Annotated in this window: 17 protein-coding genes; 10 read left to right on the forward strand and 7 right to left on the reverse strand. The window is 64.6% G+C overall.

Going from position 1 to position 18795, the window contains the following annotated elements; all coding sequences use genetic code 11:
* Window positions 1–1368: hypothetical protein (locus GXY33_03180; GenBank protein NLX04130.1), on the forward strand; the 1368-nt coding region annotated here is incomplete at its 5' end.
* Window positions 1369–1417: 49 nt separating this feature from the next.
* Here GXY33_03180 and GXY33_03185 read toward each other — a convergent pair.
* Complete coding sequence (locus tag GXY33_03185) at window positions 1418–3334, reverse strand: cellulase family glycosylhydrolase (GenBank protein NLX04131.1); 1917 nt, start codon at window positions 3332–3334, stop codon at window positions 1418–1420.
* Window positions 3335–3591: 257 nt separating this feature from the next.
* Here GXY33_03185 and GXY33_03190 point away from each other — a divergent pair, with 257 nt between their 5' ends.
* Genes GXY33_03190 through GXY33_03200 form a run of 3 tightly spaced genes read left to right on the forward strand, consistent with a single transcriptional unit; the run spans window position 3592 to window position 5554 of the window.
* On the forward strand, window positions 3592–4224 hold the full coding sequence (locus GXY33_03190; GenBank protein ID NLX04132.1) for a Holliday junction DNA helicase RuvA: 633 nt from the start codon (window positions 3592–3594) through the stop codon (window positions 4222–4224).
* On the forward strand, window positions 4221–5282 hold the full coding sequence (gene ruvB, locus GXY33_03195) for a Holliday junction branch migration DNA helicase RuvB (GenBank protein ID NLX04133.1): 1062 nt from the start codon (window positions 4221–4223) through the stop codon (window positions 5280–5282). The genes GXY33_03190 and ruvB overlap by 4 nt, the downstream gene beginning before the upstream one ends.
* Before the next feature lie 14 nt (window positions 5283–5296).
* A complete protein-coding gene (locus tag GXY33_03200; protein ID NLX04134.1) occupies window positions 5297–5554 on the forward strand; it encodes a MerR family transcriptional regulator in 258 nt (85 codons plus the stop codon).
* Here the strand turns inward: GXY33_03200 and GXY33_03205 are convergent.
* From GXY33_03205 to GXY33_03220, 4 genes are all read right to left on the reverse strand, one after another.
* Window positions 5532–6491 carry a hypothetical protein gene (locus GXY33_03205; GenBank protein ID NLX04135.1) on the reverse strand — a complete coding sequence of 320 codons (960 nt, stop codon included), beginning with the start codon at window positions 6489–6491 and terminating at the stop codon, window positions 5532–5534. The genes GXY33_03200 and GXY33_03205 overlap by 23 nt on opposite strands.
* Before the next feature lie 120 nt (window positions 6492–6611).
* Window positions 6612–7586, reverse strand: coding sequence for a hypothetical protein (locus GXY33_03210; GenBank protein ID NLX04136.1), 975 nt, complete (start codon window positions 7584–7586; stop codon window positions 6612–6614).
* 143 nt (window positions 7587–7729) lie between these two features.
* The gene (locus GXY33_03215) at window positions 7730–8899 is read right to left on the reverse strand and encodes a hypothetical protein (protein ID NLX04137.1); all 1170 of its coding nucleotides are present in this window, start codon (window positions 8897–8899) and stop codon (window positions 7730–7732) included.
* On the reverse strand, window positions 8899–9960 hold the full coding sequence (locus GXY33_03220; GenBank protein ID NLX04138.1) for a hypothetical protein: 1062 nt from the start codon (window positions 9958–9960) through the stop codon (window positions 8899–8901). Before GXY33_03220 ends, GXY33_03215 begins: the two co-directional genes overlap by 1 nt.
* A 182-nt stretch (window positions 9961–10142) precedes the next feature.
* Here GXY33_03220 and GXY33_03225 point away from each other — a divergent pair, with 182 nt between their 5' ends.
* From GXY33_03225 to GXY33_03240, 4 genes are read left to right on the forward strand one after another with little or no spacing between them, the layout of a single operon-like run.
* A complete protein-coding gene (locus tag GXY33_03225) occupies window positions 10143–11276 on the forward strand; it encodes a substrate-binding domain-containing protein (GenBank protein ID NLX04139.1) in 1134 nt (377 codons plus the stop codon).
* On the forward strand, window positions 11273–12166 hold the full coding sequence (locus tag GXY33_03230) for a prepilin-type N-terminal cleavage/methylation domain-containing protein (protein NLX04140.1): 894 nt from the start codon (window positions 11273–11275) through the stop codon (window positions 12164–12166). The genes GXY33_03225 and GXY33_03230 overlap by 4 nt, the downstream gene beginning before the upstream one ends.
* 20 nt (window positions 12167–12186) lie before the next feature.
* The gene (locus tag GXY33_03235; GenBank protein NLX04141.1) at window positions 12187–13641 is read left to right on the forward strand and encodes a hypothetical protein; all 1455 of its coding nucleotides are present in this window, start codon (window positions 12187–12189) and stop codon (window positions 13639–13641) included.
* A complete protein-coding gene (locus GXY33_03240) occupies window positions 13638–14384 on the forward strand; it encodes a prepilin-type N-terminal cleavage/methylation domain-containing protein (protein NLX04142.1) in 747 nt (248 codons plus the stop codon). The genes GXY33_03235 and GXY33_03240 overlap by 4 nt, the downstream gene beginning before the upstream one ends.
* A gap of 132 nt (window positions 14385–14516) precedes the next feature.
* On the opposite strand, the gene GXY33_03245 is transcribed toward GXY33_03240, so the two are convergent.
* A complete protein-coding gene (locus GXY33_03245; protein NLX04143.1) occupies window positions 14517–16184 on the reverse strand; it encodes a tetratricopeptide repeat protein in 1668 nt (555 codons plus the stop codon).
* A 21-nt stretch (window positions 16185–16205) separates the two neighbouring features.
* Window positions 16206–17486: a tetratricopeptide repeat protein gene (locus GXY33_03250; protein NLX04144.1), complete on the reverse strand. Its 1281-nt coding sequence runs from the start codon at window positions 17484–17486 to the stop codon at window positions 16206–16208.
* A 230-nt stretch (window positions 17487–17716) separates the two neighbouring features.
* Here GXY33_03250 and GXY33_03255 point away from each other — a divergent pair, with 230 nt between their 5' ends.
* Both GXY33_03255 and GXY33_03260 read left to right on the forward strand, forming a co-directional pair.
* Window positions 17717–18277 (forward strand): HEAT repeat domain-containing protein, encoded by a 561-nt coding sequence (locus GXY33_03255; GenBank protein NLX04145.1) that lies wholly within the window; start codon window positions 17717–17719, stop codon window positions 18275–18277.
* Window positions 18274–18453 (forward strand): hypothetical protein, encoded by a 180-nt coding sequence (locus GXY33_03260; GenBank protein ID NLX04146.1) that lies wholly within the window; start codon window positions 18274–18276, stop codon window positions 18451–18453. The genes GXY33_03255 and GXY33_03260 overlap by 4 nt, the downstream gene beginning before the upstream one ends.
* The last annotated feature ends 342 nt before the right edge of the window (window positions 18454–18795 follow it).

Here is an 18795-nt window from a genome sequence, read left to right on the forward strand (position 1 = left end):
CCGGTGATCCGGGGCGATCGGCCGTGGGAAAACGACTACGCGGTGCTGCACGGAACGGTGCTGTGGGATCCGGCGGAGGAGTTGTTCAAGGCGTGGTATCATTGCGACGGGTGCTGTTACGCGGTCAGCCGAGACGGGCTGAACTGGGAGAAGCCGGAGTACGATCTGTTCCCCTGGCAAGGCCGAGCGACGAATATCGTCTACCGTGGCTTTGATCCGAAGCGCCTTGAGGAGAAGCAGTTCAACCTCGACAACGTGTCGGTGATGATCCGCCCGGACGAAACCGATCCTGGGCGTCGCTACAGGTTGTTCACGTTTCAGGCCCCGACCAGTGCGTCGGCCAAAGAGCGGTATGGCGCTGCCTGCTACGGCTATTACACCGCCTGCTCAGCGGATGGGGTCCATTGGCATTCCGGGGCCAAGCCGGTCCTCAGCCGGCTGGACGACCCGGATATGAGCGACTGCCACACGTGCATGTACGACCCGCTCAAGCGGCGTTTCATCGCGTTTACCAAACGCCACTTGTATCGGCCCGACGGCGTGGGCGATCAGGGACCGATCCAGCGGGTTCGGGGAATCTCTTTCAGCAGCGATTTCGAGCATTGGACGACCCCGCGGACGTGCCTGGTGCCGGACGATCACGACGATCGCGACGTGAATCTCTACAACATGTCGGGCTTCGTGTACGAGGGAATGTACCTGGGCCTGATCGAGGTGTACCATTCGAGCGACGACCATCGGACGATGGCGCGGATGCGAGACGTGCAGCTTGTCAGTTCGCGGGATGGCGAGCACTGGTGGCGGGCCGGCGGACGCAGAGCGTTTCTCTCGCCGAGCGGGCAAGCGGGCCGGTGGGATGCGTACATGCTCGATATTCACTCGGGCGGACCGATCCTTCGCGGCGAGCGGCTATGGTTCTACTACGGCGGCCGGGCACGGCATCACGTTCCGGGCGATACACTTTTCCCGCGGGACCGCAAGCTGGCGGCCATCGGGCTGGCGACGCTCCGGCGCGACGGGTTTGTCTCGTATGACGCCGATGCCGAAGGGGGAACGCTGACCACCAAACCGTTGATGATTGGCAGCGGCGGCGAGCTTCGGATCAACGCCAGCGTTCGAGGCGATCTCCGGGCTGAGGTGCTGGAGGTCGCTGAGGTGGATGCGCCGTCGATGGAGCCGAGTTGGCGCTTCAGAATGGGTGGGGCCCTGGAGGGCTTCGGGACACAGGACTGCCGCGGGCTGACCGGTGACTGCATGAACGAGCCGTTGACGTGGCGAGGCGGCGGGTTGGGGCGGTGGCGCGAACGCCCGGTGATCCTGCGGTTCCACCTGACCGATGGCGAGTTCTATTCGTTCTGGATGGCGTGAGCGGCGGGTCGGACTGCGATTTCCATCTGTCGGGCTGCGAGCCTGGCCGCTACCGTCGAGCGATCAGAAAGACGGCGGCGTCATTCCTGTCCAGGCGTTCGGGCTTGCCGTGGAGCAGAGACTTGACCTGCCAACCATCGGAAATCGTGATGCCGGACTCGACTTCATCCGGCGAGTAGTTGACCGCGACGATCACCCGGGTCTTCTGGTCAAGCGGGTGTTCCGTGACTCCCACGAACGGATTCGTCTTCCCGACGACCCGCTGTGAAGGAACCGAGTCCGCGACGTGGCGGTAGATCCGCCACCAGGCGGGAACGTCGGGTTCGCAGAACGCGCCGGGCTGGTGGGCGAGTTGGCGTTCGAGCGGCCAGCCGAGGAAGTACACCTTCCCGTTGCCGTACGCGCAGACCGCGAACACCGGGTTGCCGTCGTCCTCGCGAGCCAGGACCTGCGCCCGCGTCGGCTTGACCGTCAGTTTCACACCGGTCGGTATCTCGAAATTCGGCTCGCCCGGCAGGGCGTCGAAGGTCGCCTTGACGGCTCCGGGCCGGACGCAGCGGGTCTGACTCTCCAGTCCGGTGACTTCTTCGAACGAGCTGATGATGGCTGAGTCGTAGGACATATACAGCGTCGCCCCGGCTTCGACCCTGGCCAGCAGCTCAAGCCACCGCCGCCGGCGCATCCACTGCTGGCCGCAGAGTCCCGGCAGCAGATAAAGCGGGGCCTCGCGGATCGGCTGATCGGCGAACTGGAACTCGAAATCGAAACCCGCCTGCTTGGCGAGAATGAACGCGGCATAGCCGTTGCGCCATGTGTCCTGGCCGCGGGTCAGGATGCAGACCGCGTCGGTCAGCCTCGGCGGCAGGGCCTCGAACGGCATCGCCTCGATCAGCCGACGGAAGCGCCCCAACTCCCCGAGTACCGGTTTGGCCGAATGGTCACAGCGCAGCAACCCCAGTTCGCGCTCGATCGAATCCCAATCGTAGGGCGCAGCCTCCAGGTGCGACTGCTCGTTGGCGCACCACCACAGCAGCGCCCGGCCGTCGTTGGCCCACAGCGAAAACAGGTTGGTGCGCAGGTAGTCGGCGGCGACGGCGTCACTGCCGACGTTCGGACCGAGCGTGCCAAACTCCTCGACCAGACACGGGCGGCCGCCCACGTCGCCGTACAGCCGGGTCTCAGCCGTCGCGTGCAGGCAGCTCCGCATTGTGTTCAGCGGGTCCAGGTCGCAGCCGGGAGTGAACAGGGGGTAAGGATGGGTGGTCAGCACGTCCGTCAACTCGGCCTGGTCGCCGATCGTCCACGATCCTTCGGGACCGGCGAAGAGGCTGTGCATGCCCGATATGACTGGACGACTGGGATCGGCGCTGCGGATCGCGTCGGCGATCGTCGCGGCCCACACCCACGCCTGCTCGCGAGTGGCGGTGCCCATGCAGTTGCACTCGTTGCCCAGGCCCCACGCGATGACCGCCCGTTCGTCGCGGAACCGCCGGACGAAGTACCGCACCAGCCGCACCTGCCAGAGAATCGCACGCGGATCGGTCAGGACATCGAGCCCTTCCAGGGCGGGCGGGACGAACAGGCGGCCGCTCATCCAGCCGGTGACCAGACCCACGCTGAGCTTCAGGCCGTGCCGCTCGGCGATGGCGATGAATTCGGCGAAACGCTCGATCGCCTCGGCCGAGACACCGGCCTGCCCGGCCTCATCATCGCCTAGCGGCTGTTCGCCGAAACGGTACTCCGCGGGATGGCCCTGACAGCTTCTCAGCAGATGGATCGGCTGGAAGTCCGGCCAGAGCGGAAAGACCCGGATGATCTGAAGCCCAGCCTCGGCCAGCACCTTTAAGTCCCGGTCAATCACCTCGGGCCGCCAGTCCCGCCACATCGCGGTTCCGGCGTGAGCCGCCCAATAGTTGCATCCGACGATGAAACGTCCCGGCGTTACAAACGCTGTCCGATCGGTCATGCCATCCTCAATTCACCAGGTGGAAAAGCTGCATGTCAGCCGCAAAACGAGAGGCGATCTTAATCCCCAAACGGCCCGGTGTCCAGCCCTTGGACGGGCCAAACGGGACACAGAATCTTTGCGAAATCGCCGGAAACCGCTCCCATTTTAACAAATGTTTGGTATAATTGTCGTCCAGTCGAACGAGGGTGGGCCACAGCGCCCATTGACGGGCCTGATCGGCACACGTACACTGAACTCTTTGCGGACGGCAGTCTATGATCGTTCGGATAACGGGTAAACTGGTGCAGGCGGACAGCGACACCGCGGTCGTCGATCGGGACGGGATCTGCTATGAACTGTGCGTGCCCGCGTTCGTGAACGCGGAACTGCAGATGCAGATTGGCCGCGAGGTGACCTTCCACACCATCCAGTACTACGAAGGTTCAGCCGTCGGATCCAACATCTACCCGCGGCTGGTCGGATTCCTCGACGCGATCGACCGGCGGTTCTTCATGGAATTCACCAAGGTCAAGGGCCTGGGCATGCGCAAGGCACTCAAGGCGATGGCCCGGCCGCCGGCGTGGATCGCCGAGGCGATCGAACGCGGCGACGTCAAGATCATCGCCACGCTGCCGGAAATCGGCAAGCGTTCAGCCGAGCAGTTGGTGGCCTCGCTTCGAGGACGCATGGACCGGTTCGTGGCGGTTGGCGCGGCCGCGGCAACTGCGGTTCCGGTCGCTGACCTGGGCCAGGCCGAACGCGAGGCGGTCGAGATCCTGCTGAGTCTCGGCGAGCGACGCATCGACGCGGTGGAACTGGTTCGCAAGGCCGTGGATAACCAGCCGCTGGACGATCCAGCCAGGATTGTCGAGGCGGTCTACAAGCTTAAATCGGGACGGAAGGAATGACGCGAGAGAGAGTCTTGTCCCAGAACTCATTGGGCCCGGACGACGAGGTCCTCAACCGGACGCTGCGCCCGGAGACCCTCGACGAGTGCATCGGCACCTCGGACCTGTTCGAAAAGCTGCGGATCGCGGTGACCGCGGCTCGCCAGCGTTCCGAACCGGTCGAGCACGTGCTGCTGCACGGGCCGCCCGGCTTGGGCAAGACCACGCTGGCCCACGTGATTGCCAACGAGATGGGCTCCAAGATCCGGATTACCAGCGGCCCGGCCCTGATGCGCCCGGCCGACGTGATGGGCATCTTGACCAACCTGGAGTCCGGCGACGTCCTGTTCATCGATGAGATCCACCGCTTGCCCATCGCCGTCGAGGAATTCATGTACCCGGCGATGGAGGAGTTCTCGGTCGATTTCGTGGTCGACTCGGGCCCGCACGCCCGAGTCATCAAGCTGCCGGTCAAGCCGTTCACGCTCCTCGGCGCCACGACGCGGGCCGGCCTGCTCAGCGCCCCGCTGCTCAGCCGGTTCGGCATCACCGCCCACCTGGATTACTGGAGCGACGAGCAGCTCTTCGAGCGGGTCCGCCGAAGCTCGCAGATTCTGAATCTGAAGTATGACGAGGAGGCCCTGCGGACGGTGGCCCGGCGCTCCCGCGGCACGCCGCGGATCGCCAACCGGCTGCTCCGCCGGGTGCGCGACTTCGCCCAGGTCAAGACGAGCGGCAAGATCACCAGCGACGCGGTAACCCAGGCCCTGGAACTCGAGGGCGTGGATCACCTGGGCTTGGATGGTCTGGACCGCAAGTACCTGGCCACGCTGATCCACACCTACGGCGGCGGGCCGGCGGGCATCGAGGCCCTGGCCGCCACCCTGGGAGAGGCCCGGGATACGCTCGAGGACGTGGTCGAGCCGTACCTGCTGCGGGTCGCCCTCATCGCCCGGACCCGCCAGGGCCGGATCGCCACTCAGGCGGCCTGCGATCACCTGAACATCAAGACGGTCATCGGACGACGGATGCCCGCGCAGGAAGACGAGACGCCGCTGTTCGATAACGAGGAGAGTTAAGGAGGGCCCGGACGGTGGGCGGCGAGAGCCCAAGCGAGAACGACCTGCTGCGGATCGGCGAACTGGCCCGCGAGGCGGGAGTCTCGACCCAGACCGTCCAATACTACTGCATGATCGGGTTGATCGAGGAGAACTCGCGGACCAGGGGCGGCCGGCGACTCTTCAATCGTGAAACGATCAGGAAGATTCGGACCATCGGGCGTCTCAACCGCAGCGGCTATCCGCTGCGGGAAATCCGCGAGATGTTCCTCAAACGGTCAACTCGTCCATGAGGTCCGGCGGAAGGGGCTCGAGTTCCGCCTGGTGAGGCGAAGGCATTGACCGGCCGACCATGCGGTCGCCGTCGATCTCAAGCCAACCGTAGGTGCCGCCGAACAGCGGATGGATGCCCACGTCGACGCCGATCAGCCGGCCTCCATACTTCGAGACGATCATCCGCTGCCCGTCCTCGGTGACCGTCTGCGACGGCGTGTGGCCCACGATCATCGACCGCGCATCCAGGGCCGCGAGCGTCATCTCGATATCTTCGCCGGCGCCGCTGCTCGACGCCGACGTAATCAGGCGGCGGTTCCACAGCGGGCCGGTCCGCGAGGTGAGCGGGCTGGTCGGACCCAGCGACCGGTAGACTACCTCCTCAGCCATGTCCTCGTGCACCTGCGAGTTGATCCATGCCATCCCCATCCGGGCCCAGTCCCACTCCAGGCCGCCGTGTACGAACAGGTCGTCGTTGACCATCACCGCCGCGGGCCGCGTGCGCAGCCAGCGCCCCAGCGCACTCGCGTTGCTGACCGCTTCGATGAACGCGGTTTGCGGATCCTGACGCTCTGGGGGCGCGGTCACGAAGTTGGCCATCTCAGCCGTCGTAATGTAACGCAGATGAAAGTGCGTCGCCATCGCCTCGTGGTTACCCAACAACGTAATAACCCGGCCGCCGAACTCGCTGGCCTGCGTCTCCAGGTTCATCAGCAGTTCGCAGCAGTGCTTGCCTTCATCGCCGCGTCCAAACAGGTCCCCGATCTGCACGAGTGTGGCCTCGCCGCCGGACCATCGCAAGTCTTCACCGACCAGACCGGTGTGGCGCAGAATGCTGACCAGGCCGGGGTAATGGCCGTGAAGGTCGCCGATAACCACCACCGGTCCTCGCGAGGAATATCTGTAGTTCTTTCCGCCTTCCTGAATCATCACACAGTCCCACTCTCGCCGGTACACAAAGGATTCCCTCCTTATAATCGGCAACGATCAGGGGCCCCTTGAATGAAAATCAGCCAACCTGATAGCCCCCGGCATGGGTCAGGCATGCAGTGTCGCCACGCGAATCCGTCCACGCGCTCAATCGATCGTCGTGAAATGATCCTCCAGGAAATGCCGAAGCTGCTCGAGCCGTTCATCGGGTCCCGCGGCGGTTCCGGTCAACTCCAATCGGTCCGGATGCCCGGCCACGTGATAGGTCTCGGTCAGTTGCTTGAGCTGCTCGGTCGGCGCCAGTACGCCCGATTTGCCGTTGGTCAGCCAGCCGACCGAACGCTCCGGGAAATTCGACAGGAGCATCGGCTTGGGAACTACGCACTGCGCCAGCGTCAGAACCGGGTTGGGCCCCAGGTGCATGTACGCGTTCATGAACAGCGGCGGGCGATCGGTGGGGCCGCCGAGAGTCTCGCCGTCGCCAAAACCAATGACCAACCCGGTGATCCGCTGATCCAGGGCGGCAAAGGCCAGCACTACCGGCACAAGCCAGCCGGACCCCAGCACGATCAGCGGCTCCGATTCGACCTCCAGCAGACTCTCGATGTGATCGACCACCCGCAACAAATCGCTGACCGCCACGCCCGCGTACGACTGGCCCAGGCCCAGATACGCCGCCGCCAGCGACCAGACGCTGTTGTCGTGCAGACCGCGAGGTGTCAGGCTCACCGCGGTCAGGCCCATCGCATTGATCCTGCCACAGAACGTCTCGTGCTCCGCCGGATCGAAGCGGTCGGCGAGGTTGATCACGATCGCCCCCGGCCGACCCGCCAGGGCCGCCACCGCCCGCATGTGAACCTGCAGGGCCACGCCGGGCTCGGTCTCCACCGACCAGACCTGGAACTGATCCACAGCCTTTTCCTGGCCCTTGACGAGTGTGGCTTTGGGAGGGCCGTAGACCGTGGGCACGTCAAGGCCCAGCGCCTCATTGAGGGCGGCCTTGCGCTTGGCCTGCCACAGCCACAGGGCCCCCGCGTCCCGGCCGTCAAAACGGACCTGCGGCGCGCACCGCGCCAGGGCGCTGGCAAGCTGCCGTTCAAGTTGCTCGGACCATTCGGGCATTCCGCGGCGTCCCTAGATCATGCGATAGGCACTCTCTGCCGCCTGCATTGCGTCCGACCGTATACAGATCTGCTCTGCCCCCGACTAGCGGGGGACTCCGACGGTTGATAGTTTAACAGCGAACCTACGAAACGCAAGAGCTCTTAAGGGATTTCTGCAAATTGATTCGAGATTCTCTGAGCCGTGTCGGAACGGGCCGGCCCGCCAACGCGGCGGGAAAGCATCCGGCCGATGGCGTGACCGAGCAGGATGAAGGGCAGGAAGATGAACGCCTGAAGGCGGGCGGGAACAATGGTCCCGAAGAGATACGTGAAAAACGCCGGCGCCAGGACCTTGTACGCCTCCTGCTCTGCCGTCACGTCGCCGATCGAGCGGAGATACCGGACCGCGTAGCGCGACGCGACGTACTCCTGATAGAGCGTGACCGGCGGCAGAATGCGGGCGACCATGTAGAGGCCCGGGTAGCGTCGGCGGGCGAAGTCGGCGGCATGGCCCATCTCGTGAAGGGCGACGCCCAGGTGGCCCGAAAACAGGTGCACCGTGTTGGTCAGCGGCTGATAGCAGTCGCCCCCGAACAGCCGCCAGGGCGCGAGAGTGTACACAATCAGATGCCACGTGCCGTAGACCAGACGCAGGAACGACCATATCCGCTGATTGGCCACCAGCAGGTGAAACTCGCCGCTGGGGGCGTATTGGTTGACCCGCACGACAATCGGGAAATCGCCATGCTCGCGGGCGAAGTGACGCAGGTGCGATTCAATGTTGATCGGCACGCTGCGATTCCCCATCCGAAGATCCAACAGCAGGATCTTCTCCTGCAGCGAAAGCAGGTGGCCGACAAAGTCGACCGGGCGGACCGGACGGCCGCGGTAGATTCGGCAGGGATCGGTCAAGTGGTTGCCCGGGGCTTCGCCGGGCGGTCCGAGGCCCGGAGAGGCGACCTGGATACCCAGATGCCGCTGACCGCAGGTCGGGCATACGCTGGCCTCGGACGGCACCGATCCGCCGCAGCCGGGGCAGGTGCGACAAAGCCAGCGCCGACAGTGCCGGCATTTCTGGGCGTGCGCCAGGACGGAGCCTCCACAGAATGGGCAGCGCCTCAGCGGTGAACCTGTCGGTTGGCCGCCCGCTGACCGCGGCAGGGCCTTGAGCACCGGCCCGGGACGAACGAGGCGCAGGGCCATCTCCGGCAAAGCCCAGACCAGTTCGACGTTTCGGCCGCAGGACTCGCAGCGGATTGGCGCCGGCCGCGTCTGGCCCTCCAGAGCGGCCGGGTCAAGCGGAACGACATGTTCGCAGAACGGGCAGTTCACTATCGAGTCCTGTAGACCAGCGTGCCGGCGGCCAGGTCATGCAGGGCCTGTTTGCGCTCCGTAAAGCCGGCAACGATGAACCCAATTCCGAATGTCAGGGCCGAGAGCATCTTGGCCCAGTAGCGCCCGGTGGCCCGCCAGAACGAGATCCGATGGCCCTGAACGTCGGTTACGATCAGGCCCACCAGGATCTTGCCGAGCGTGCCCTGGTAGGCCGATCGCTCCATCAGGGCGAAGTAGAGCCACTCGACCAGAAGGCTGAAGACCGTCTCAACCGGCGTTCCGCCGACGGCCAAGCCGATCAGCGGATCGGCCAGGAGCAGGATGATCACCAGGGCGAAGGCGTCGATAAAGAACGCAGCCAACCGAAGCCAGAAGCCGGCCGGGGTGGCCAGGGTCGTGTCATGACGCAGCGGCTCGTGGTGGTGGGCGGCGACGGCCAGGGGCCGGTTGATCGCGATGCCGACGGTCGGCGTCCCGCAGGACGGGCACGCGATCGCGTTGACCGGCACCTCCCGGAAACAGGTTGGACACTTGCCCGTCATCCACTCGTCGCAGTGCTTGCACTTGGTCGCCTCGACGCCGATGGGCTCGCCGCAGAACGGGCAGGGCCTGGTCTCTTTCGGGATGAACTCCTCGAAGTCCTGGGTGGGGGACTGCGCCGCCTCAGCGGTCGCCGCCGGGGGGGCGGCATCGGGCAACTCGAAGCAACTTCGACAGTGGCTGCACTGCATCCTGGCAGGCAGACGCGAGAGCTTGGCTCTAGCGCCGTCGGAGAGGCTGTATATCCGTCGGCAGGAAGGGCACTGGATCGAGTCGGGAATGTTCAAGGACGAGGCCGTTTCGTCCGGCGAACTGTCCGCAGGCAACTGGCTGGCCGTCCTCGCGACCGGTTGGGTGATGGAAAACGTCTGCCCGCAACCGCGGCATCGGACCTTGCGGTCCTGCCCTTCAGCCGCGGTCAGGAGCTGAGGTGGCACGACATAGCCGCGTTGGCAGTGGGGGCACTCGATGCGGATGCCGCCGTCCGAACTACCCGTACTCGCTTGCGCCTCAGTCACTATCCGCCCTTTTCATCGCCACCCGTGCCTGCCACGTCAGTCTATCAGGATCATCCGCGGCATTCAATACTGGCCATAGTGGTCAAATTTGTGACCATAACGGTCGATAATGCTTGACCTGTGGCTGGATTTCTGATACAAAGACATTGGACGTGGCAGGCGTTTTTTTGTGAGGTGGCCGAGTGAGTATCACGGAGATCACCTACAACAGCAAGGCGGTTCGGCTGAGTCGTCAGATTCTCCGGGACATTGAGGATGGTCATTATAAGCCGGGGTCGCTCCTTCCGATTCAGAGTGATATGGTGGGGCGGTACGGCGCGTCGCGATCGACGCTGCGTCGGGCGATGGCCATTCTGACCGAGGAAGGCAAGCTCCAGAAGCATCCCAAGCGGGGGGCGGTCGTACCGGTGGCGACGAAGGGGCAGGTTGTCGGGGGGGCGAATCGCGGTGTGAGTACCGCGCGGAAGGTGACCATCTCAGCGGCGTGGGCGGCGATGACGGACTGGCCGGCGGTCCGCATTTTTGAGGGCATGAAGGCTTACGCCGACCAGCATGATCTGGAGTTTCACGGCCTGCTGTGCGAGGATCACGAGCGTCTGCTGGAGGCGCTGGAGAACTTCGAGAGCTACCCGGCTGAGGGGGTGTTCGTATATCCCTACCAACACGAGCGATACCGGCAGGTGCTGACGGGGCTGGTTGAGCGGGGCGTGCCGGTGGTGGCGTGCCGGTCGTTGTGGGATCTTCCGATCAGCACGGTGCGTTCGGACGACCGGATGGGGGCGTATCAGGCGGTGCATTACCTGATCGAGAAGTACCGCCGTCCGGTGTGGTTTATCGGGGAGCCGCGGGAAGGGGAGTTGGCGGGGGACCGGCGGCTGGGGCATCACGCCGCGATGGCGGATGCGGGGTTCGATAACGTGGAAGGCCACGTGTGGCGGGTTTCGGTGCCGGATATCGATGTGCGGTACTGGGGTTCGGAGAAGCGGTGGTTGCCGTCGTACCAGACCGCACTTCGGATGTTGGAAACGATCGAACTGCCGGCCAGCGTGTACTGCTTCAACGACTGGTCGGCCCGCGGGCTCTACAAGGCGGCTTTGGACCGAGGGTTGGTCGTGGGCAAGGATCTGGCGGTGGTCGGGAACGACGGTCTGCCGCTGGCGACGATGGTCAAGCCGTCGCTGACGACGGTGCATGCGGACTACGACAAGGCGGGCTATGAGGCGGGCCGGCTGATCCACGGGCTGATCGAAGGGACCGTCCGTCCGCCGGTGCACATCTGTATACCGGTCGAACTGATCAGAAGGGAGTCGGCATGACGGGCATTGAAGGCGGCAGATCCGGTTCGTGTGTCGCCGGTCTGAGACGGTCGGCGGCGGCCTTTACGCTGATTGAACTGCTGGTGGTCATCGCGATCATCGCGGTGCTAGTGTCGATGCTGCTGCCGGCGTTGAACTTGGCCCGCGAGTTGGCGCGGCGGACGGTGTGCGGCAACAATCTGCGGCAGGCGGCCATGGCGGTCAACACGTATGCCGACGCGCAGAACGACCGGGTGGCGGCGGGGACTCACGACTGGCATCCGTCGCGGGTGCAGGGCGACGTGCCGTTTTTGCGGATGGGGCTGGCCCACTACTTTTATACGGGCGACCTGAACAACTTCGCGACGATCGTCTGTCCGTCGGATGCGGGAACCGGCTCGGCGGCGAGCGACTTCCAGCGGCGGTGGGACAACTGGAGCTATCCGCCGGGCGCGTATGGGCCGGGCGGGAGTCTGGGCGACGACGAGGTGGAGATCTGGTCGAGCTACATCATTTACTCCGAGGGTTGGGAAAGCTGGCACCCGCGACACGTGTGGGTGGACCACATGGCTGCGCGGTGGCAGTACTACAGCCGTGACTACTTCGGGGCGATCCTGGCGGACGGTCCGTGGTACCGGCTTGCGGACGGTCTTCCGATGGCGTCGAACCACGGCGAACAGGGTCCGGATCGCGGCTGGAACGTCGTCGGGATCGGCGGCGAGGTCGCGTGGGTGTCGGCGTCAAGCGTGCGCTGCTACTGGAACGGCGAGGGCACGCGATGGGTTGACCGGTTCCTCTGGCCGATGTTGTGGGCGGACAACGAACCGATCTGGCCGGAGCTTTCGAGCCGGTGCGGGTACGCCAGCGCCTATCCGCTTCGACGAGTGGACGCCAGCGGAGCACAACATTGAGTACAACGCATCGAGTGTGGATGACCATGATGATTATGGCGGCCTGTGCGGGCATGACGGCGGCCCAGGAATACCCCGAACCGATCGAGCGATTCGGCGTTCAGGGCCATTTCGGTCGGCACAGCTGGGATTTCGGACCCCTTCTGCCGTTCATGCGGAAGATGGGGGTGAGTTGGATCAAGGACGAGATCTACTGGCACCAGGTCGAGACCGAGAAGGGCCGATACGCCATCGATGAGGTCAACGAGGCGTGGATCCGCCAGGCGACCGACGCGGGGATCCGGCTGATCTTCTCGCTGACCTACGGCAACCACCTCTACGAGAACCCGCTCGATCCGGACGCGTATGCCAACTGGTGCCGGTTCATGGCCGCCCATTTCCGCGGCCGGATCGACGTGTGGGAGATCTGGAATGAACCGCAGAACATGTGGTTCCGGGCCCAGTACGGCGGCCAGTGGAATGGCGCGGGCGAGAGTCCGTGGGTCGAGAAGTTCGCGGAGATGGTCGAGAAGGCGTCGAAGGCGGTCCGCGAGGGCAATCCGGAGGCGGTGATCATCAGCAGCGGAGGCTCGCCGCCGGCCACGCACCACCTGCTCAACCGGTTCGGAGAGCGGCTGGTGGAGCTTGACGGCCTGGCGGAGCATCCATACCCGTTCCGCCTGCCGCCGGAGACGATGCCGTATGGCGGGCCGGAGATTCTGGCTCGCGACGGCGTGGCGACCGTGGACGACGACCACAGTTTCTCGTCGCTGATCCGCCGGCTTCGCGAGCTTGGCCGCAAGATCGACGACGATCCTTCGATTTGGATTACCGAAGTCGGCTACACGACGTACCTTCCGGGCCGCGGCGTGGGGCTTTCGTACGGTTTTACGCCCGAGGCCCAGGCGGCGTATCTGGTCCGCATGGTGGTCCAGAGCCTGACCGCGGAGGTCTCGGCGGTGTGCGTGTACGACCTGATGAACGACGGTCCTGACCTCTTCGAAAGCGAGCACAACTTCGGATTGCTGGACCACGCGATGCAGCCGAAACCGGCGGTCGAGGCCTTCGCCCGTCTGGCTTCGATGCTGGGAGGCGGGCACGAGGTGATTGACGCCCCGGCGGCGCTGGAGTGTCTGCCCGCAGAGCCTCCGGTCGGCGACGCCTGGCAGACCGGCCCTGAGGAATCGTTCTCGCCGATCCAAGGGCCGCAGTGCCACTGGTTCAGGACGAAGCGGGGGCTGGTGAGCCTCTACTGGCGGGCGGGGCGGTACAACCGCGAAACGAACGGCCCGCTGGTTCGCTTCGTGTGGCCTGAAGGCGGCGAGATCAAGGAAGTGGAAACGACGGACCTGGTGACCGGCGGGAGCATTCGGATCGGCGTCGCCAAGCAGGATGAGTCGTGGCGGACGGAACCCTTCGTGCTGGACTCGAACCCGCGGATCATCGCGTGGCCCCAGGAGTGCTTCGAACACAGCGACCAGGAGAGTCTCCGATGAAGCGAGTTTTCCACACCAAATCGACCTCCAGAGTCGGCCGTTCGGGGTCTTTTACGCTGATCGAGCTTCTCGTGGTGGTCGCGATCGTCGCGGTGCTGGTGGCCATTCTGCTCCCGGCTCTGACCGCGGCGCGGCAGCAGGGTCGCTGGGCGGTATGCCTGTCGCAGTGTCGGGAATGGGGAACGTGTTTCGAACTCTACCTGAGCGACAACGCGGGAGTCGTCCCGTATGGCGACCCGGCGTCGGGAATGCCGGGCACGCAGTGGTTCTACCGGCCGATGGTCTATGCCATCCCCGGGTCATGGATCGGGTTCGACAATCCCACGACTTATTGGGTGGGGGAGTTTCGGCACCGTCGTGGCGAGACGACAACGTGGCATTCATGCCGTCAGTTCGGCTTTGCCTTGTACGACTGCCCGGAGCGGACGGCGGCGATCGGGTCTCGGCCGGCATTTTGGTGGGACGTCTGGCCGGACTACGGCCTTAACGGCTTCTACGGGCTTGGGCCCGAAAAGACGAACCTCTGGACGATCGGTTCGCCGTCGCAGTCGGTGCTGCTGGCTGAGAAGGACGGGCTTAACTGGCACGTCACGCCGGATTACTTCAGCCCGATTCCCAACGATCCGAACCCGCCAAGCGGCCGGCACAACGGCCGGACGAACGTCCTGTGGGCCGATCTGCACGCGGCCCCGCACGATCGCGACCGGCTGGGCAATCTGACCTGGCTATGGGATCGGGAGTAGCGCGACGTGAGGCGTGCGAGGGCCGGTGCTCTCACGTTTCGTAGGGCTTCCTGCTGGATTTCCTGACAGCCACGTCAGGGTTCCTGTCGCGAGGCCGGTGGTTGGCGCCTGCCGCAGGATGCCGTTCGCGGCTCAGTTCTCCAGGGCCATTTCGGCGAGTTTGGCCTGTTCGGTGTGAGGAGCCAGTTCCAGGACGGCCTTCCACGACGCCCGCGCCCGGTCCACCATGCCGATGTTCTCGAGGGCCTGGGCAAGAGCCACCCTGACCCGCACGTCGCCGCCGTTGCGTTTAAGGGAGTTCTCAAACTCCTCGACGGCGAGGTAGTAGCTCTGCTGGTTGGCGTAGATGAGGCCCAACTGGTAGTGCAGATCGGCGTAGGACGGTTCGAGGGTCACCGCCTGCTCGAGGCACGAGCGGGCCCGGTCGGTCTCGCCGAGTTCAAAGAGGCTCAGGCCGAGCTTGACCATGGCCTTGACGTAGTGCGGGTTGATCGCCACCGCCTCCTCGAAGGCTCCAATGGCCTGGGCGGTGTGGCCCTGTGCCTTTAAGAGCAGGCCGTAGCGGTAGTGCCAGTCGGCGCGGTTCGGGCACTGCTGGAGGGCCTCGGAGAACCGGTCGGTCTGGATGCGCAAGAGTTCCGAGCCGGTCTCGGCGGGATCGCCGTCGTCCTTGAGGTAGGCCTGTGCCTTTTCGGCGGCCGAGGCCTTGAGCTCCAGTTTGGCGATCTCGCCGAAGAGCATGGTAGTGTTGGGTTCGACGGCCACGGCCAGGTCGATGGTCTCGGCGGCCCGATCGGTCCATCCGGCGTGCTGCTGGGCCACCGCCAGACCGACGTAGGCGTTCAGCAGGCGGTCGTTGGTTTCCACGGCGCGGCTGAAGGTCTCCGCCGCTTCGATGTACCGTCCCATCCGCAGATGGTGGGTGCCGAACTTGACGATGGCCTCGAGGTAGTTCGGATGCAGTTCGAGGGCCTTCTGGAAGCAGTCCATCGCCTCATCGTCGCGTCCGAGTTTGATTTCGAGCTCCGCCATCTGCAGGTAGCTGTCGGGAAACTCGCCGTGCTTGTCCATCAACTGCTTGAGGGTGTCGATCGCCTGCTCATACTGGCCTGCCCTGTCCTGGGCTGCGACCAGGTCGTTCTGGAGGGCCCAGTTGTCCGGTTCGATGGTCAGGGCGACCTGGAATTCCCCGACGGCGCGGCGAGGCTGACCGCTGTTGAGCAGCAGGCAGCCGAGCGTCACCCGTGCCTCGGTGTCCATCGGGTCGATGTGGCAGAGCTGCTGATAGTGTTCGATGGCCCGTTCGATCTGTCCGCGGACCACCCAGATGGCGGCGAGCCGCTGGTGGGCGTTGTAGAGGCTGCTCGATATCTCGGCCGCACGGGTGTAGTACTCCATCGCCTCGTCGCCCCGTTCGGTGGTTTCGCAGAGTTCTCCGATGGAGAAGAGGACGCCCGCGTTGGGTTCTTCCATGCGCGAGTCGAGTTCCTTGAGGACGTCGATGGCCTTGTCGCGGTGTCCGAGGGCTTCGAATACGCAGGCCCTGGTCATGGCGATTTCGGTCTGGTAGCCGGCGTCCTGGGCGGCGAGGCGGTCGAGGTGGAGCAGGGCCTGGTCGTATTTGCCCCCCCGGTAGCAGGAGACGGCGGCGGTGATCAGCAGTTCGGGGTCGTTGGGGCGTTCGACGAGTCGGATTCGCAGCGGTTCGACCTTGCCTTCGAACCGGGAGAGGTGTTTGCCGAAGATGCACCAGAGGCTGCTGACCAGCCCTTTACCCAAGACTTCGAGCAGTTGTGACATGATGCCGTCTCTCCCTCTTCTCTAGGCTGCCATGGCGTCCAGGGCTTGCCTGGCCGCGTGAAAGTCGCAATTGATGCTCAGGGCCTGGCGGTAGTGGCGTTTGGCCTGCTCCAGATATCCCTGGTTCTGGTAGAGCTGTCCCAGCAGGTAGTGCACGTCGGCGTAGTTGGCCCCGTTGACGATGGCCGCCTGGAGACGGGCGATCGCCTGCTGGTGCTGGTGCGTGTCGGCGTAGAGCCTGGCCAGATGGATCAGCGCGTTGACGAAACGCGGATTCAGGTCGAGGGCCTGTCGCGAGTGCTCGATGGCCTCGTCGGTCCGTCCCAGCCGCTGGCAGACGCAACTGGTGTGGAAGTGCAGGTCGGCGAATTCCGGATGGCGGGCCAGGGCCCGGCGCAGGATCTCGAGCAGGGCGCTGAATATCTGTTCGTCCATGCCGCTGCGGGGGAGGTCCAGGAATGCGGTCACGAAATCGGGTTCGCCGGCGATCAGCTCAGCCAGGCGATCCAGGTCGTCCTGTTGCCGAGGCGTTTTGGCCTCTTCGATCCGCACGACCTGGACATCAACCTCCAAGCCGAAGTGGCGGGCCTGGCGGGCGGCCATGGTCAGGTGGGTCAAGATCCAGTTGTTGCCCGGGTCCAGCCGGTGGGCCTTCTGGAGGTGGTGGACCGCTTCGAAACTGTGGCCCGCCGCCCCGTGGGCCAGTCCAAGCCGCCACTGGCATTCCGCGGAATCCCGGCGAAGCGTGCATGCCTGGTTCAGGTAGGGGATCGCGCGATCGGCCTGGCCTTCGGCGGCCAGCATCATGCCCAGTTGGTGATTGAACTCAAAACGGTCGGGGTGTTTCTGGACCAGGTCTTTGAGGACCTCGATCGCCCGTTCCGATCGTCCGGCCAGGTAATAGCTCAGCGCGGCTTTGAAGGCCATCCGATCCGGCGAGTCGCCCAATTCGGCCAGCCCTTCGAACTGCAGGCCCGCCTGGCCGTAGCGCCCCTGATGCAGATGGCACTCCGCCAGGAACGACAGGAGCGTGGGGCACCGGCCGTTGCTCTCGATCGCCTTGTTGAGAAACACCGAGGCCAGATCGTACTGCCCGGCGGACATCCGCATCTCCGCTTCCTTGCGGCACGACCGGCTGTGGTAGAAGCGGGCAAGATGTCCGTGGACACCCGGAGCGTCGGCGATCTGATTGAAGAGCTCCGCAGCCTGGGCGAAGTTGCCGGCCTCGTAGAAGCTCATCGCCTGCTTGTAGAGGGGTTTCCAGGGGCGACCGCGTTCGGTGTGGTTGTCTTGGCGTTTCATAGGGTCTTCCTGCCTTCGGTGAACCGATTGTGCCGATCACTGCGCCTGCTGTCGTATCGGCGTTTTGTCCGGTGACAATTACTTGCCGGACGCCGTTCCGCGGAGCCTGCGAACCCGGCGGATGCGGTCCGATAAAGGCTATCAGGGCAACTACAGACGCCCAAGCCGGTTGCCGATAGTGCCTATGGCAGGCTGCGGAAACATGGGGCAAATACTCTGCAGGAGAGACTATGGGCGAGGCGGCCACACTGACAGCCGAAAACAATGAGACGTTGCATCTGGCCAGTTGCGAGGCCGCCTTGGCCATGGCGCGGGAGCGGCGGGACGAGGCGGTGGGCGTCCTGCGCAGCCTGACCAAGGAAGGCAGCCCGGCGGTTCGCTGTCGGGTGGCTGAGTGCCTGACCGAGCTGGGCGGCGAGCAGGCGGCGGTGGGACTGTCAAACCTGTTGGGCGACCCGAACCATCGGGTCCGTATTGCGGCCGCCGACGGCTTAGGTTTTCTTAATGCCCACGCGATTCGAAAACAATTGGTAAACTTAATGGAGAACGATCCTCACATCGAGGTGCGGATCGCGGCCGCCCGCGCACTCGGACGGCTGCAGGACTACGGCGGGCTCCCCATGATCGTTGACATGCTCTATAAGGGCAATGAGCGGATCCAGCGGTTGGCGGTACGGGCCCTGAAAGATATAATCGGGCAGAGCTTCACGCCGGATTACAGCGGGATCCAGGCCGCGAAACGGTATCTCCAGGTTCAAGGCAAGAAGTATTTCTCGGGAGATGATTTATGAAACGGTTTCACGTAATGGCGTTCCTGACCACCTGTGCGTCGTCGATCATGCTGATGGGTTGCGACGAATCGGTGCAGGATACGGTGATCGGCGGGCTTGAGCAGAGCGCCCAGACCCTGATCGCGGCCCTGATCACCGCGGCGTTCCAGACGCTGGAGACCGGCGGCACGGTGTAGCAACGGCTGTTGCGGCTTCCGCGTGTCACGAGTCCCGTGGCAGGGCGTCCAGAGCGACGACGACGGGCACGGACCGGTAACGGATGATTCCGCCCGGCTGTGCCCGATCACCGCTAGGTCGGTGGTTACCCTCACTATATCCACCACGTGTCGGTATACCCGGAGCTTGGTACTGGCAATACGTCCGGCGCCGAGTTAACCTGATTGGCGGTTCTTGAGGAACGTTGTGCGGTGCTTCGGGAGACGTCAATCAGTGCAAACCTTCCCACGCCGAACGAGGCCATGGTGCTTCAGTGCCTGTGGACGGGCGGGCCGATGACGGTGCGGCAGTTGGTCGAGGCC

The organism is Phycisphaerae bacterium, from assembly GCA_012729815.1.
In the GTDB taxonomy this organism is placed as follows: domain Bacteria; phylum Planctomycetota; class Phycisphaerae; order JAAYCJ01; family JAAYCJ01; genus JAAYCJ01.